Source organism: Ferrimicrobium sp. (genome assembly GCF_027319265.1).
In the GTDB taxonomy this organism is placed as follows: domain Bacteria; phylum Actinomycetota; class Acidimicrobiia; order Acidimicrobiales; family Acidimicrobiaceae; genus Ferrimicrobium.
Genome location: NZ_DAHVNP010000062.1, coordinates 1 through 16,243 on the forward strand (window position 1 = coordinate 1; position 16,243 = coordinate 16,243).

The 16,243-nt window shown below is 51.8% G+C and carries 10 protein-coding genes and 1 pseudogene; 5 read left to right on the forward strand and 6 right to left on the reverse strand.

The window, feature by feature from the left end:
• The 3 genes and pseudogenes from M7439_RS08980 to M7439_RS08990 all read left to right on the forward strand — a co-directional run.
• Nucleotides 1-773 (forward strand): annotated as a pseudogene (locus M7439_RS08980) (hypothetical protein); the annotation flags it as partial.
• A gap of 42 nt (nucleotides 774-815) precedes the next feature.
• A complete protein-coding gene (locus tag M7439_RS08985) occupies nucleotides 816-980 on the forward strand; it encodes a hypothetical protein (protein ID WP_298348989.1) in 165 nt (54 codons plus the stop codon).
• Between the two features lie 942 nt (nucleotides 981-1,922).
• Nucleotides 1,923-4,025: a hypothetical protein gene (locus tag M7439_RS08990; protein WP_298348986.1), complete on the forward strand. Its 2,103-nt coding sequence runs from the start codon at nucleotides 1,923-1,925 to the stop codon at nucleotides 4,023-4,025.
• Nucleotides 4,026-4,402: 377 nt separating this feature from the next.
• On the opposite strand, the gene M7439_RS08995 is transcribed toward M7439_RS08990, so the two are convergent.
• The 4 genes from M7439_RS08995 to M7439_RS13080 form a co-directional block, all read right to left on the reverse strand.
• The gene (locus tag M7439_RS08995; protein WP_298348984.1) at nucleotides 4,403-4,960 is read right to left on the reverse strand and encodes a hypothetical protein; all 558 of its coding nucleotides are present in this window, start codon (nucleotides 4,958-4,960) and stop codon (nucleotides 4,403-4,405) included.
• Nucleotides 4,961-5,081: 121 nt separating this feature from the next.
• Nucleotides 5,082-6,692, reverse strand: coding sequence for a hypothetical protein (locus M7439_RS09000; protein WP_298348981.1), 1,611 nt, complete (start codon nucleotides 6,690-6,692; stop codon nucleotides 5,082-5,084).
• Nucleotides 6,693-6,852: 160 nt separating this feature from the next.
• Nucleotides 6,853-7,308, reverse strand: a complete 456-nt coding sequence (locus M7439_RS09005; protein ID WP_298348978.1) for a hypothetical protein — start codon at nucleotides 7,306-7,308, stop codon at nucleotides 6,853-6,855.
• Nucleotides 7,301-7,537 carry a helix-turn-helix domain-containing protein gene (locus M7439_RS13080; protein WP_374045752.1) on the reverse strand — a complete coding sequence of 79 codons (237 nt, stop codon included), beginning with the start codon at nucleotides 7,535-7,537 and terminating at the stop codon, nucleotides 7,301-7,303. Before M7439_RS13080 ends, M7439_RS09005 begins: the two co-directional genes overlap by 8 nt.
• 410 nt (nucleotides 7,538-7,947) lie before the next feature.
• Here M7439_RS13080 and M7439_RS09010 point away from each other — a divergent pair, with 410 nt between their 5' ends.
• Entirely contained in the window at nucleotides 7,948-8,325 is a 378-nt protein-coding gene (locus tag M7439_RS09010) for a hypothetical protein (RefSeq protein WP_298348975.1), read from the forward strand.
• Nucleotides 8,326-9,511: 1,186 nt separating this feature from the next.
• On the opposite strand, the gene M7439_RS09015 is transcribed toward M7439_RS09010, so the two are convergent.
• Nucleotides 9,512-10,420 (reverse strand): hypothetical protein, encoded by a 909-nt coding sequence (locus tag M7439_RS09015; protein ID WP_308464469.1) that lies wholly within the window; start codon nucleotides 10,418-10,420, stop codon nucleotides 9,512-9,514.
• Nucleotides 10,421-11,980: 1,560 nt separating this feature from the next.
• Here M7439_RS09015 and M7439_RS09020 point away from each other — a divergent pair.
• A complete protein-coding gene (locus M7439_RS09020) occupies nucleotides 11,981-14,116 on the forward strand; it encodes a hypothetical protein (protein ID WP_298348970.1) in 2,136 nt (711 codons plus the stop codon).
• A gap of 668 nt (nucleotides 14,117-14,784) precedes the next feature.
• Here M7439_RS09020 and M7439_RS09025 read toward each other — a convergent pair.
• Nucleotides 14,785-16,243, reverse strand: a 1,459-nt coding sequence (locus M7439_RS09025) for a G1 family glutamic endopeptidase (protein ID WP_308464470.1), incomplete at its 5' end; no start/stop codon positions are given.

The following is a 16,243-nucleotide window of genomic DNA, read 5'->3' on the forward strand; positions in this document are numbered from 1 at the left end:
AGTCAAGCGATAAACGACTGGATTGGTTCCACCTTCTGCCATTCGCTGATGTGGACCAAGATGATCCCTGCTGGGAGCCAGAGGTTGAGCTATCTACCCCAGTAGCCAAAGCGACTCCGCACTATGAGATTCCTGATCGTACTGGGGTCGTCAAGCTCTTTAGTGGAGAGGATCTGGGCCGGGTGGCTCACTCTGGCGAGATGTATCGCGACGAGGTAGCCACACGGCGCTATGCAAAGGTGATCGACGCGCTTGTAGAGAGTGGTCCCTACCGGAACTTCGGGTTTCTCCCTGAGGCGATCGCGGGGCTTGCGGCCTTGGCAGAGGAGCTTCCGAACTTTGGTCACGTTATCGATCACATCAAAGAATCGGTCAATCTTGCGCTCCTGTGTCAGGTTCCACTCACGATAACCCCGATTCTGCTGCTCGGTGATCCAGGGATTGGGAAGTCCTACTTCGTCAAACGCATCCAGGAGATCCTCGGGGTACCCAGTCATCAGTTGCAGTTTGACAATCTCCAACTCGGTAGCGTACTCGCTGGAGCCGAACCAATCTGGTCAACATCACAACCTGGGATCGTCTTTGAAGCCCTCATCTCTGGTTCTCACATCAGCCCTATCATCTCCCTCGATGGATCGACAAGGCTGGGCACTGTTACGTGCGCATACAGGGATCCCCTTGGTCCACTGCATACGCTGTTGGAACCAGAGACCGCTCGTCACTTTGGTGATGCCTGTATCCCGTTGCTGATCGATACGAGTCACATCTTCTAGATTGCGACCGCCAACGGCCTTGGGCGACTGGATGCAACGCTGGTGAGTCGCTTTAATGTATCCACGGTGCCGACCCCTACTCCCGAGGAACGTCGGTTGATCACCTCCTCGATTGCAAACACAATTATCGGGGCCTACGCTGGCGTGGAGATTGACGACGAGGTGCTAGACGGATTGGGAGAACCCCCACCAAGGATCCAGCGCTAGATGCTGACCTCTTCACTTGCAAGAGCCAAGTGGCTGGGGTGTGATCGAGTGAGTGTTGAACACCTGGCAGAGGTGTTGAGTCGTTCTAGGCTTGGCAAGCACGAGAGGAATGGGCTTTGATTTCAGGTGGCTAGGTAGTGTTATCCTTGGGTCACAATCTCTGACATCTCGTTGAACATGCACCTGGCGAAGGTGGAGCGGTGAACCCTATGTGATCCACCTCTAATGTGAGAAGACTGACCAAAATAGACATGGGAGGAAATCACATGAAGGGCCAAGTAGCACACGCCAGATCAAGTCATCGCAAAACTTGCTGAAGGCGATCGGCTGTTGAACGAAGTCAAAACCATCACTGAGGTAGCGCGGAGATTTGGCATCACCGAGACCATCTGCGGCTCCACATACGACACCACTTCGCTACAACGCGGGATTGGATATACAACTCCTACTGCCGCCACAGATATCAATAGAACCTTATATAACAATGCTAAATTGATCACTTACAAAACGATCTCAAATAGTGACCGATATATCACGGCTAATAGTAAACCATCGTTACGATGGTTTACGAAGTTATAATGGCAGTTTTATTGGCATTTTATGCCAGCAACACACTGACTTAAGCAACTGACAAATATCTACCCGTAACGCTCCTCTCGTCTGATACTCCAACGTAAACGCCACTCTAGAAACATCAAGCAGCTGCCAACAACGCCTATTACTCAAACAAATTCAGGACAACTATACCCAACAACCACCAGCCCAAACGGCATATACCACAATGACCAACCCCTTATCCATCACAACCTCGATTCCACCCTACCCATCGTGCCTATCTATTCCAATTTCGCCAAAGTATATACGTCCTTCCATCGCCGTGGATATCATTAATACCGCGGAAAACTATTAAGTCAAGAACGCTTCGATACGATAACGCATAGTATGATCCTAAATAACACGCCAGACCCTCCAATAGAGAGCAGTGATGAAACCCTGAATACCATTCAGCTATCATCATTTGATGCCGCCGTTAGCAACCTATTAACCTGCGAACAACCAGGACAACTTTGCTTTGGCGTAAGCCTCGATCCGATAGTAGAGGCTACTTTCATCGACCCTATAGCACTCGACACGACGCTCGTAATCTGCTCCACCACCCGCTCACGAAACGCTTGGCATAGTAGAGGAGTACCCACGTTTCTATTCCAGCATTTTGTGGCCGAACTGGCAGCACATCCATTTTCTCCACCTCATCCGTACCAAAAACACGAGCTTCAAGTGAAAGCCCTGCAGATACTCCGGTACGCACTAGCTGAAGCCGGCGATGAACCGCCAGACTCACTGTTCGATCCAATCAACCTCCAATGGAAAGAACTCAAAACAGCAATTTCGCGTACCCCAGCCTATTCAGATCGAGCAAAGCAAATCTTTTGGGGAAATCTAGCCCTTGCTGGTTACCGTGAAATCCTGGACAAATGGAGCGACCAGATGGTTGCTCAGCCCAAAGTCTTACTTAACTACCTTGCACGACAGGGAACGACTAAGGTTCTCTTTCCGGATGGTGGCCTGCTAACGCAGCCCATGGTCAATCTCATAAAAACACTTCAACAAAACACCTTAAGAGTCCTTGTTACAGGCGACATCCGCACAATCAACCCGCTGATAACCTACAAACTGCTTGAAGTACTTGATTCACATGTCCACGAGATCGCGTTCAGCCAACGACCGCAGCCTATCCTCGACTTCCTTAATAAAATAGCTGCAGATACCCACCCGGGATCACTCCCACTACGATCACTGACACTTAAATCACCGCAATGCACGATCCAGACCTTTCAAGAACGAGCGAACCTCGTCGATCAACTCGGAATAACCCTAGCCAACACCCCTGGGTTAACCCCAACATCACTTCAACAGCATCAGCACGAGGAATTAGAAGATGTCCGTATGTTCAACATCGGCGATGTTACGGGCAAAACGATCCTTATAGTGACCCCTACCAAGGCAGAGGCCAGAATTCTCGCTGGGGAGTTACGCAACTATATAGACGAAACCGTCAAGGTCTTAGGGCAAGTCGAATTATGGCGGAACAAGATCGAGGATCTCTGCGTACTCTTCGATCCGTTGCAGGAACACGGATGGACATACAACCCCTTCCCATTCAAAACTCAAAGTGAGAAGGCAATATCGATCATTGTCGAAGGTTTATGGAACACTGCAGATACGAATCATATCCTTCCACAATGGATCAACAAACTGCTGGTGGAAGCCAACAGCAGACTCGACCCTCAGCCTATGATAGAACAACCAACCGCAACAATTCCAAAAACTCGTTATAACACACTCATCAATGCGATAATCTTGCAACTCCAACAAAACCAACGCAACAACTCGGAAGCCGAAAGCGCCTTGCTTAAGCATATCTGTGACGTACTTTTCAAGTACGCGAATGCCATCAACTCCGATGACACACCGCAACAACTAGCGAAGCTAATCGAAATTGCGGATCAAGCCATTGATCTCAGGCTCCCGGGAGCCCAGCAAGAATACAATGGAGAACAACCCTGGTACCCAACCGCTAAACGCATCAGATCCCTCGGAACCTCAAGACACGACATCATCCTACATCTACAATATCGTCTATCCGCGAGACCCTACAGCACGAAACTATACCGCTCCGAGGACAAAGCAAATATCTATATCAGCCACATTCAGCGGGAAGGGAACGACAGAGCCGACCACGTGATAATAGCTCGTACTCTCCCAACTCATATGCCGAAGCACGCTAACAATAATCTTGATAGAAACCATGATGCAAACGAATATACAATGATCTACCGTGCCATCTCAGCAGCACTTGAATCCTGCCAGCTTCTCCTACTGGGGGAACGTCCTATTCTACCCATTCCACTTTCGCAACAAATCTCGCAGCTGGAGAACGAAATACAGCAAGCAATTACGAATCAATATCCGCATGAACACATTGACATGCTTCGACAATGGCTCGAAGAGATGACTGCTAAGTTCACCCCCAAATATGAATAGGTTTTACATCGTTGCTGTTTGCAGCTACTCTTAACTTTTCAAAACACCTCGCAATCGTGAAGGCCTCAACATCGCAACCGTGGGAGCTTTTGCGGCCACCTCGATGACATCGGAATCTATCCAAATCACATGAATAGGGAGTCTCGTCTAAACACTAGCCCAGCACGTGTAAGCGTAACGCTCACACTCGCAGTCCAAACTAACGCTACGAATTCGACGTAGATTATTTCCGCCATGTACAACTGACACTGCTATGTAAATAACCGAAAGGAGTGACACCCATATTTTTGCGGTTACAGGAAACAACAATATACAAGTCGGCTTGAGTGGTATGGCGATTCCATCGCCTCACTCGAACGACAACAATCGCGGTCTCATCAACGCGCGAGTCTGACAATAGCACTGCGCGCCTGATGACTCAACTCCTGCTCAACTAGGCTCCAAAAACCTCTTACAGCCTCACTGTAGACTGCCGCGAGTTCATCTGTAACCGAATTCAACCGGTCGTCGGGATGTGCATTCGGTGAGCGAAAATATGCCCGTAAGTACTCCCAATGCTCGCTATAGTTCTCAGCAACCACCATCGCACCGGTCCGCTTTAGCGTTGTTAGCGAAACATTCACTTGGTCCGCCCAGGCCATACCTAGCAGCTTGAGACGCCTACGCACCTCTGGCTGCACCTTCTGGCTAAGTACGAGAGCCACATAACCCTTTGCACGGAATTCAGACATGGTGCGCGTCCGAGTTGCGAATTGTCCGAGCAGCTCAGCAATGACTACGGCCTCCGCCGGTCGCAGCGAGAAACTTCGGTCGCGACTACCGGTAAATACAATCAGCTTCTCATCCTCTAAACGAGCTTTTACCAGGTCGGTGCCTCCAAGATAAAACACACAGCACCACACGGCAAGACCGTCAAGGCCGCTTTCCTGGAGCACCGAATGCACCACAGGCCAAGCCTGCTTCGGAATCGTCGTCAGACCTTCCCGCCTCGGCTTGCGGCTCGACACCCTGGTGCGGGTGGCAATTTTTCCTGCCCTCTTGCCCCGGTACTGGCCACTACTCACGACGGTCGCCGTGTTCAGGTACACCGATCAACTCACCCAGCGCTGTGCGCACAAAAGCCTGCATCGCGATCGCCTCGGTCGCGCCAACCTGCGTATAGGCCAAATCTGAAGCAGCGACCTCGTGACCCAAGACGCGGGCAATTGTGGGGTCCGGTGCATTCCATCGGATGACATCCGCAATTGCCTTTCTGACAAAATATGCTAATCGATCGGGAATTGCAGGTCTTGCTATTTCATTCGAGCCCAAAGGCTTAGTCTGCCAAGCCTCTCGCACTTCGCCGCAGGCCTGGCGGGCCAACTCATCAGGGCGAGACACTCCGTCATTATCTACTCCAAAGTGTTCGGCACCTACTCCGAGCGCCATCAGGCCGGACTCAGGGAAAACGGCCTCTCGAGACCCAGTTTTACCAAACGCGCGCGGAACCACCACGATCAAACCGTGGTCACAAGGAATGAGGCTTGACATCAACGGATAAGACTCCTGGGGACGTAGACCGCCAAGCCACAGCGAAATCCAGGATCGCAACAGACGAGGATCTCGCCCAATTTCGCCCAGCAGATCGCAACCGAAGCAGAATATCCGCGAGAGCTCCCCGACCTCGAGCTGCTGGAGATCATCTTCAACCACTGCTGGACCCAAGCGCCATCGCTTTGGAAGAGGCCAGAGGAACCCCTCGACGATGCACCCATACCGTGATGGGAAAAGATGGTCGTTGACAAACTCTCGGAGTGCAGGAACGCCCGCGTAAACCGAATCCCAACCAGCGCCAACCAGAGCAGTTTCGGCTTCGCTGGTTGGCCTAGGAAAACGCTCACCGAGGTCGCGCATAAGACGTTCCTGACAGATCCTCTTGTAACGCAATTCAAGAACTACTTGAAAGTTTTGGAGCGCTCTCTCCGGAATCGTGAAACCAGAGAGATCGGCTGCTGATGCAGAGAGCGGGCCTCCGGCCAGGCATCGCAGATCTAGTCCATGATCTTTGCAGGCATCCACTAGCTGCTCCACGGCACCAAGAAACCTCCTGAAAGCTTCCCAACGGCTATCGCCAGCTTCGAACTGCCAAAACTGCGTGCACACTGCGAGCGCGACCGAAAGTCGATTCGATTCGGCTATGCGCCTGATCCCTTTCACCCCAAAGGCTGCATAGAACTGCCGGAGCCTCGGCTCCTCAAAATCCAACGTGTCGATCCCAAGCCGATCTGCACTCGACTTCTGGATCAAGATCGCCAGCTGCTCATTTTCGAGTTCGACTTCGTCTACAGATTCGCCCCAAGTATCCACCAAGTCCACATGTACGTCGGGATGAGAAACGCGCGGCGTCCCACTATGAGACAGCATTGCGGCAAGGTCGATGATCGAATTCCAATACGCATATTGAAACTCCGTTGTTGGCCATAACCCCCGCAACACAGCCTCTCGGTCACCAGCTGCCTCAGCGTAGGGCACCAAGGCATATATAGCGCCAGTTAGCTTTTTTAGCTGCACCTCTGCTTCATAGCTAGGATAACGAAAAATAGCTATCGCCCGCTGCTCGCTCTTAGCGCGAGCAGCCGTGGGGATCATTGCGAAACGCAGTCCGTGCGCATGTGCCAGACTTTTCATCCCTGCTGAGAGCCATGCTTTTGCAAGCGGATCGCATGGCAAGGTGTCCCACTCCTTGGAAGACATATTTAGCAACTGCCTATATGCAGGCAAATTATAGGCTGTCACAATCTCAGCAACCTTTTCACTTAGAGCTTTCTGGCGTGCCTCAGTTTCGCGTTTACGCATTCAGCCTCCGAAGGAAAATGCCCCGAAAATCGAATTCGATGTAGACCTCAAATGCCCCAGTGCGCCACAACCCGAGCTCAAGAAGGAGTGTCTCCTTGATCGCACGAAGACACCGTTGACGCTCCAGCGGAAAAATGTCGACGGGTAATTTTGTGCGCGGTCCGAGATAGATCCACGCCTCACTTCGGCAATTTGCTTCACCAGAACCCGTTGACCTGCTGGGGAAGACGATCTCATCCGTATCGTGAGGCAAATTCTCAGACGGCAGCAATACGAGCCCATCACCATGCCTACGGCCCAAGTAGAAATCCGACCTTGGAATGCCCGAACGGCCAAGGAAGCCGATTCCCACCCGACGATCCCGATTCACGCGACGTACACAGGAGTAACGAAAATTACATAATGTCGACCGACCGATCTCGACCTGGGTGCTGCCGCGTTCAAGCACTTGGCACACCTGCTCTCTCGCCCGCAGCCCACTTTAGAAGAGCATCACGTGAGAAGCGCCAGTGGCCACTAGGGGTCCGATTGGCGGGAATAATTGCACTTCGTGCCAAAATTTGCACATGCGTCCTTGAACATTGCAGCATGGCCGCCGCCTGATCGCTCGTCAAAATCGGGGGAAATTCCCCTACAGCCACTCTTCCCAAACGAGAAACGTTCATAATAAGTTCCATGGTCAAGCTATCGGCAGACCTTGTGCACACCCTTAGCGCATTTCCGAATTTGTACTTTGACTTGCTGTTTTCGTGTATTGCATTGCAATATCATCTACACACACGCCTAATCACGCGTGCGATTCCAACCACTTCGGCTTCTTCCGGCAGAGTCCTGCGACCGCTTGTAAACCGTACCGCTTCCTCTAATAATCGTCGCTTCACACTCGACATCACAATCGTCACCTGGCACACAAACCGCTGCATACGGACGGGGGCACACGATCTCCATCGTAATTCGTGCCATCACCTTCCAAAATGCTCGCGAACCAAATCAATGAACTAGCAGCGGCCAACCTTGACGTTCATGCACATGGACTATGCACAATACACTGCTCGCTTTAATAAGGGAAAATACTAGATTGTGTTGCATGACGCACAAGGACCAGCTTGCCAAGATGATCGATGACGCTATTGCGAAGACCAGGTCGTCCCAACGAGAAGTGGCCCGCCTAGCCGAGGTGGATGTCTCTAGCCTTAGTAGATGGAGGCGCGGACACCAGCGTTGCCCGGCCTACCGCGTAGAAAAATTGGCCTTGGCGCTGAGGTTGGACGCTGCGGAGACAGAAACGATGCGAGACCTCGCCCTGAAGGCCGAAGCTGAAGAGCATAAGAACAAAGCTGCCCTACGATCTCTGGAGGCTCGTAGGGACATCGACCAGCTCCAGCAGTCCGTCAAACGTTTGGAAGATCGGGTCACTCAGCTTGAGAAGATTGTTGGTTTGGCCCAGCAATCCTACCTTCAGTAAAAGAGGTGGATCCAGGACATCAAGGCAAACTAGCCTAGCGCCGGCCTACAACGTCATGTGTTAACCACCCCCAACCAGCTTGTCTAGGGCGATTCAGGGCGCTATGGAGTGCGTCACCTTCCAAGACGTACGATACATCGGTGGTTGGCGATTGAAAAGAGGAAGCTTCGGCCAGAGTGCATGGTTACCCTCATGGCAAATAGTCGGCGCACCTCTAACCACGCAGCCCGACATTAAAAACATATCATCCGGCAAGCCCATCACCACAACAGTCCGAGTGAATCAAGCCACTAGTTGGACAGCCCACATTGCAGCTGGGGTCCTGGCGCGGTCGCAATCTTGCCGTCACGGTTATCATAGCCGTGTCTCTGAAGAGGGCTACGGACGACACTTGTGAGACAGGTTGAAGCGGCCGGCGAGTTTGGGAAACCATCGCAACGATGGTTTGCGGAGTTAGAAAGGCAGGTTAATGGGGACATTATGAAAGGGACACGACGCCAATCAAATTGACATCCTTTAGACCGAGCAAGATCTCTGAAATGCGGATAGGATTTTGTTCCACAGGGGTCCTCCAGTGATGAGTTATCGTTAATCCCATTCTGGCAGAGCCCCTGTGACCCTCCCAAACTCACCCCTGGTGCGTGGCTACACCTGACTAAATTCCCCACTTAAATCCGAAGTCCCAGTAATCCGATTGCGCGGTCCCTCGGTAGCTCAGCCTTCTATGGGGCGCGCAAGAATAACTTCTGTTTTTTTGGCTCCAGCTCGCGTGGGGCTGCGTAGGGTAGGCACTTCCTACGGGCATTGGGGTAGCCGAGATTGAGGCTCAAAAGAAAGTTTCTGCCAACCGCGTCTCGCGCACTCTTAGGGGTGGCATATTTCGGCGAGAACAGGTGGCATATTTCACAGGAATACGCAGCCTTCTCCCTCGGCTTCCTCTCGCGCGTCTTTATACCGGCTTCCCACTCAGCTGTGTATGGATTCCTCCTTGTCCTGCGAATCTCGGAACAGGAAAGCTAAATACTGTGGTCCGGCGCGTTCGTCAATAACACCGCGAACAATAGGCATTATGCCACGCACAGAACTATTGGCCCGGTTCAGAGACTATGTCGCGATTTGAAAACTTGTGTCCAGTCTCGATCCAAGTGGCCACAATTTCGCTAAACACGTAACCCTTCTGTGACGATCACAGCCCTTTAAAGCTAGTGACTGTCTTGGCTGACGCTGGCGTCTTGACTGTGAACTTCACGCCGTAGTTGCTGTATTGTTGCTGAACGGCTAGGTCGAAGTGGTATTTGGTGGGAGACCCCTTGACTGGGGCGAAGGTGGATGCGAAGACAGCGGCAACGCTCGCAACGCGGTTATTGCTCTTGGCGATATCGATGGTGACTGTGGCGGTGCCAGTCATTTGATACAGGGACAACGTCTTGGATAGCGCCGTAGCTAGCACTCCATTCGATGTGGACAGTGCCTTAATCAGTTTTGGATACGATATCGACGCCGTATAGACGTTTACGGCTTGGCCTCCGACCGTGGATGACCCACTTGCTGAGATCTTAGCATCGTTGATGAGGGCCGGGAGCAGGCTAGATTGTGCGCTCGTTGTGATCGTGGGCGAAACGGATGACGACGATGCACTGTTGAGTTCAGAGAAATAGTTGGATAGAGACATAACCTTCCAACCCGGAGTGACGCTAACACCGGACAGATGTATACCACCTGCATTGATGTAGACGTTATTGTTTTTGACCAGAGTTAGCAAACTGCCTTCGCTTTTACCGAGAACCGACAGATTCTCGGTCAGAGATGCGTAGCTGCCACTGGTGTGAGACGGATCGCTATACACGTCCCCAGAGATGGTGCTACCACCATATCCCTTTTTGTTGACGGTGATGTTGACCGTCTCGTTTAGATGAAACGACGTTGGGGACGCCCCTGCCACACGATATGCAGCATCCACCGCTGCTTGAGGCGATAGGTGAGCTGTACTAATAATAGCGCTTGTGCTTCCACAGGCGGACAGCAGCAGCGGCAAGGCCACGACTGCGGTCGCGGGGAGAATGATACGGCGCATCGAGTCAAAAGCTCCTTCCATGTACTGGCTCCGCGAATAGCTCGCGCTGCCCTTACATGTCATTGTAGAAGATCTGCGAAGTAGAGGTGAAGATCATCCGAGTAGTCACGAATGATCTTTGCCCTAACCTAACCCCTCGCAAACACACACCCGCACTCACGTGGCCGGGGTCCCCAACAGGCCATTGAGATTTTTGCCGCCTTCCACCGCCCGTTTTCCGCCAGAATCATCTGCTCCCAGCACGATGCTCCGCATTCACCGCTCCTTCGGCTCGATCTCACTACCTTCGGCAGTAGTACGCAGCTACGCCGGAAGACAGCTCACCCAGCCGACGATAGAACACACGCTTTGACTCATATGATGGCAACAATACACAACGGATAGTGAAAACAATCGACCTATTTGACCCCGGTACAGCCGAGGCAATTTGCACCAACATGCTTCGCTGTTACCATTTAACCTCGGCTCCATCCTTCCCCACATCAGCATCATCCGTAGTACACCAGCACATCAACGATGAGATCGGAGGAGCCAAAGAGCTCGGAGAACGAAAGCCAACAAACCCGTGGTCAGCATGGCAGTGGAAAGGAGCGAGCCGAAATGATTCAGCACAAGTCGGATGGCGAGGGTCGTGGCTACCGGGCATCGACAAGCTCGACTACGCCCACGAACCGCACAGCCAGCATGCGGCTGCGGCAACTGAGGAGGACGCTGGGCTTTGCTCCTCGCTAAACCGGAGGGCAACTCTCACCGGATCATTCCAAGCCCATGGATCAGGTAGGGGCAGGAATTCCTCAACGAAGGTCGAGGTATTCGCATAGGCAAATCGGTCGGCACTGACAAACTCACGCGGCCCTACGTCGGTCGCTCAACGAAGGTCGAGGCATTCCTCTTCGGAAGTCCAATTTACCGGGAACGTCGATTAACGTGGTCCGGGCCCTTGTCAACGCTTCGCATGTGCCCTCGCGGACGCCAATGCATCACTCGGGGTCGCTGTGGGTCGCTTGCCCTTCGGTGTAGAGGTCTTTCACCTCCTCTTTGCCGGTTTATCCTGGCACTATCGGGAACTTCTGTCTATTGGAAGAAATAATATGCCTCCCATCTCGGTGAGAGTGCATCAGAGGACAAAGCTCTTGTCGTCGAAGATCCAGATATCGTTAAGTAAATGAGGGTTCTCTTCGCCACCCATCTCTTCCGTATCGCTCTCAATGAACTCGATCGACACTTCGTTCGACAATCGTTTCTATGGTCAACAAGACCTCGCGATGTGAGCCTGGACGGCGGTAGTATAAGGAGGTGTGCGTAATCGCGACAGATCATTCCCGCGACAACTGCGACCAGCCATGGATGGCTCGCTGCACACTACAGAATCCAGCGCCGCGCTGTGCTACAGAACGGCTCCAAGCGGAAACAACCTACTCACGATGCTTTGCAATGGCTTGATCGGGTGGATGCATCTTGCCATTCATGTGATTTCCTCCCATATCTATTTTGGTCGGTCTTCGCATATTTCGGGTGGATCGTATAGAAGTTCACCACTCCACTATGGTCTACGCAAATCAACCATGAAAGAGATATTCCTTGGCAGTTACAAACGCTAAAACAGATGCCTTGTTTACACGATCCCCGTCGCGTTTCCTGCTAGCTATCCTGATCTACCTCGGGCTCATAACGATCATCTTCCGTTTGGATGAACACGACTTCCTCCGTCAAATGATTGACGCCGGTAGCGATCCCAACATATTCCTGTTCTTTTTGAAATGGTGGCCTTACGCACTAGCCCATCATCATGATCCCTTTCAGCTAACATCACTTACACATCCCTATACGTACAACGCCGCATGGATGACGTCGATACCGGCATTGGCATTGCTCACTGCACCGGTCACCTACTTCTTCGGCCCCATAGCAAGCTGGAATATTCTGGTCCTCGGCGCCCTTTTCCTCTCTTCGTTCACTATGTTTTCACTGACATGGATCATTACCTACGATCTGCTAGGCGCCTTGGTCAGTGGACTTATCTTCGGCTTTAGCACATACCAGTTTGCCGAATTAGTCCATATTAACCTCATCTTCGCATTTCCTCTTCCGCTGATCGGATTGTTAGTAACACAGTTACATAGAGGAGTTCTATCAAAGCGCTGGTTTGTCGTTAGCACAGCCATGACGCTAGCTTTTCTAGCCTATACTTCGACCGAACTATTACTAACCTACACCGTAAGTATATCATTGTTCCTTCTCATAATATTAGAGTGGGACCGACGCGTATTCTTAAACCTATTACAGCCATATTATCATGAGCTCATTCTTACTCTGTTGGCTGCCGGCATCTTAACAAGTCCACTCATTTGGTACATTGTTCGGGGAATCACTGTCGCCTCATCTAGTATCAACTCACCAACCACTTACTCGACAGATATCGTGAATCTCGTAGTGCCCACCCAGGTAACGGCACTGGGTGGCAATATCTTCGCTCCCATTTCAGCCCACTTTAGCGGCAATGCGACAGAGCAAACTGCCTATATTGGGGTTGTACTTCTCGGCCTAACCTCTGTCTCCCTTATCCGGGAATCAAAGAAGAGCCGATGGGTTCGTCCTATAGGGTTGGCGATGTTGGTTATCTTGATTCTCTCCCTCGGGCCACGCCTCCATGTTGCGGGAACTGTGACCGGGATACCGCTACCTTGGGCAGTGTTTAGTCGGCTTCCTTTCCTAGACAACGTATTACCTGCTCGCCTCATGCTCTACGTTTGGTTCCTTCTTGCGCTATGGATAGGGATTTGGTTTTCACTCTCGATAGGATGGCGCACGCGTTTGATCAGGGGCGTCCTCATACTTGTTGGTGTTTCTATGCTGATTCCTGCCGCATCCGACATCTACTGGGTGCGGCCACCGCTCTCATTCACCGGAAGCCATAAGTTAGCTGCGCTGAGATCACTCTCTGGTGGCGTGGTACGACTACCAGGTAGCCCAGCCAGTCTACCATTTCAAGACAGCTATCTCACTGCTCTCCTTTCCCTCGCTTCAAACTTTCACCTGAGCGCGACCACGGTCCCATGGAGCTACAATGTCTATCCTCACGACAATCAACTAAACCAGTGGCCTATAGAACTAAGCGCTGGGCCAACCAACTTAAAGCCGCATGTGGTAGAACAAGTCGCGGCATTTGTCGATGCTTACCGGGACCGCTACGTAGCAATTTATACCGGCAATCACCGTTGGAGAGCCCAGCTCACCCTTCTGGGTTGGAAACACTTTCAAGTCGGATCAATCCTTGTGTACCAGGTGCCGCACATACTCTTGCATGAGTATGCCAACTACGGTCTGATACACGCCAGCGTAGATTACTACCTGAGCGCACTAGAGCAAGTCGAGACGTCTTTGACATGCTATTTTAGCAAAGGCCGCTCACTTGGCACCCTGGACCCATCAACGATGGCCAGGGCAGCCTGTGCATCACAAAGACTTGTCAACCAAGGCGATATTGCAAGCAATTGGATGGCTAATGGCATTTGGGTCGGCACCTACTCAGGTGAAATAGCGATAGGAATGCAAACTACTGGGAAAGTTGCACACGCCGTCTTCACCCACTTCCATCGATCAAGCACCATATATTACTTTGACCCTAACCCGCACAAAGAGAAATTCAACTCGTTACCGGAGTTAGAAGAGGGAACCTACCTCATTTTGTTAAGTAATAAATCCCTTAGACACTAGCGAACACCACGAGTGGGATCGCCACAAAACATATGTGTGTCTACGGTGTGACATCTGCTGCGGAAGGTGGAGTGGTTGGAGCGGTGAACCCCATGCGATCCACCTCGATAGAGGACAGAGCGTATTCAGGATTTGTAAAGGTGACTGGCGAATACGGTGACAGCGTGCTCACAACGCCATTGATCTGAGTGGCTTCTACGATCCATTCAGCCGAGGTACCTGGGCCGTAGTGCTAATAGGTAGTGAATGTGCAGAATGAATGCAGCATGACACGATGATCGTATTGTCGATGGCATAATAAATCTCCCAGAGGTCCAGAGTCGTGGTTTTGTAGATGTTGATGCTGCCCTGCGCTCTCCATGATGGATGTCATTTCGTCTGTGTAGCGGGGAGTATCTCCCACCACGGTTGGATCGAGAACTCATTAGTACCGACAATTGGAGTCTCTGCAATTCCAGCCTGGATGAGGTCGCTGTTGCCGTCCACCGTCAATACCTACCCATTCCGACATCGCGCAGTATTGACTCGGTGTATCCGTTGTACCCTGATTTTGACGTCACTTGCTACGGAAATGCGGCTAAATCAGTCGATCGCGGGCCCACTTTGGTCGATTGTTTCAACCATGCAAGTCTTGAGACACACGTATTTGCTTTGTACGGCCATTTCTATCAGCCATAGCTCACCGTGAAGGAATTATTGGATATATTAGATGGAGAAGAAACAACGCTTCCGTTTTGGACCATGAATACTTCCGTCTGCTGATCGACACCACCAGACGGCGCAAGGTTGTATTCAGGATTTGTAAAGGTGACTGGCGAATACGGTGACAGCGTGCTCACAACGCCATTGATCTGAGTGGCTTCTACGATCCATTCAGCCGAGGTACCTGGGCCGTAGTAGTATTGATAAGTGGTGAATGATTCGTCGTTCGTATTATCCAAGACCTCGATCCCCCAAAGATCAGCGGTAGAAGTGGCAAAAATATCGACGGTAACGCTATCGCCAGCGCTGACCTGTATTGACGTAATATCTGTCTGGGAGGCTGGGAGTATCTCCCACCACGGTTGGATCGAGAACTCATTAGTACCGACAATTGGAGTCTCTTCAATTCCAGCCTGGATGAGGTCGCTGTTGCTAGCCCCGTCAATACCTACCCATTCCGACATCGCGCAGTATTGACTCAGTGTATCCGTTGTACCCTGATTACAGATGGAGGGCTGCGGACTCGTGAGGCTTGCAACGTTGAAGGTGGCGCTCACACCGTCGAAAGGCCCACTAAGGGCAGCATATCCGGACCAATTAGGTGAATTAGAAGTCGAAAACTGCGGATTAGTTACAAGACTGAGGTTCGTCGTCGTTGACTGAGCGCTAGCGTCGGCAACTGTAATGGCTAGGGAGGCTGTCCCTGCGTAGCCTGCGGTTCCACTGATAACTCCTGAAGTTGACATTGAGAGACCGGCCGGTAATCCTGTCGCAGACCAAGTGTAACCACCATCGCCACCTGTGGCACTGAGCGTCGTGCTATAAGCCTGGTTCGAAGTAGCGCTAGGAAGCGATGTCGTTGTGATGGAAATAGGTGGGTTTGTAACGAGCGATAGCGAGACTGTCGACGATATTTCGGCTGAATCGGTAACTTTGATCGACACTGTACTGGTTCCAGCGGTGGTGGGTATACCACTAATCACTCCTGAGGTTGAGATCAAAAGACCGGCTGGAAGTCCAGTAACGCTCCAACTGTAGGAACCACTACCGCCACTTGCCGCCAAGGTCGTCGAGTAGCTCTGGTTCACCGTCGCCTGCGGCAACGTAGTCGTAGTCACGCTCAATGGATCTTGTGATAGTGTGCCGCCACCAACGTAGTACCCCAGCACATCAACGATGAGATCGGTGGAGCCAAGGGAGTTATAGAAGGCTACCTGGCCACTAGAAGAGACGTTGACGACGACAAGGTTGGGCACGGTGTCTCCTTGGGTCCAGTTCAAGTCTGAGACGATCGGGGGTGAGGTCAGGCCCGCTGGATAGGCGGTTAGGTAGCTGGTGGCGGTGGTGTTGGTGACGGTGACGTTCAAGACAACAGCGGATGCATTGGTTGGTACTCCCCCACTGGTGGCTCCTGATGGGTTGGTA

Bases quoted from the DNA above. Each gene is read 5' to 3' on its own strand.
- M7439_RS09010 (WP_298348975.1), top strand. From the start codon at position 7,948: ATGACGCACAAGGACCAGCTTGCCAAGATGATCGATGACGCTATTGCG.
- M7439_RS08990 (WP_298348986.1), top strand. From the start codon at position 1,923: ATGATCCTAAATAACACGCCAGACCCTCCAATAGAGAGCAGTGATGAA.
- M7439_RS09000 (WP_298348981.1), bottom strand. From the start codon at position 6,692: ATGAAAAGTCTGGCACATGCGCACGGACTGCGTTTCGCAATGATCCCC.
- M7439_RS13080 (WP_374045752.1), bottom strand. From the start codon at position 7,537: ATGGAACTTATTATGAACGTTTCTCGTTTGGGAAGAGTGGCTGTAGGG.
- M7439_RS09015 (WP_308464469.1), bottom strand. From the start codon at position 10,420: ATGGAAGGAGCTTTTGACTCGATGCGCCGTATCATTCTCCCCGCGACC.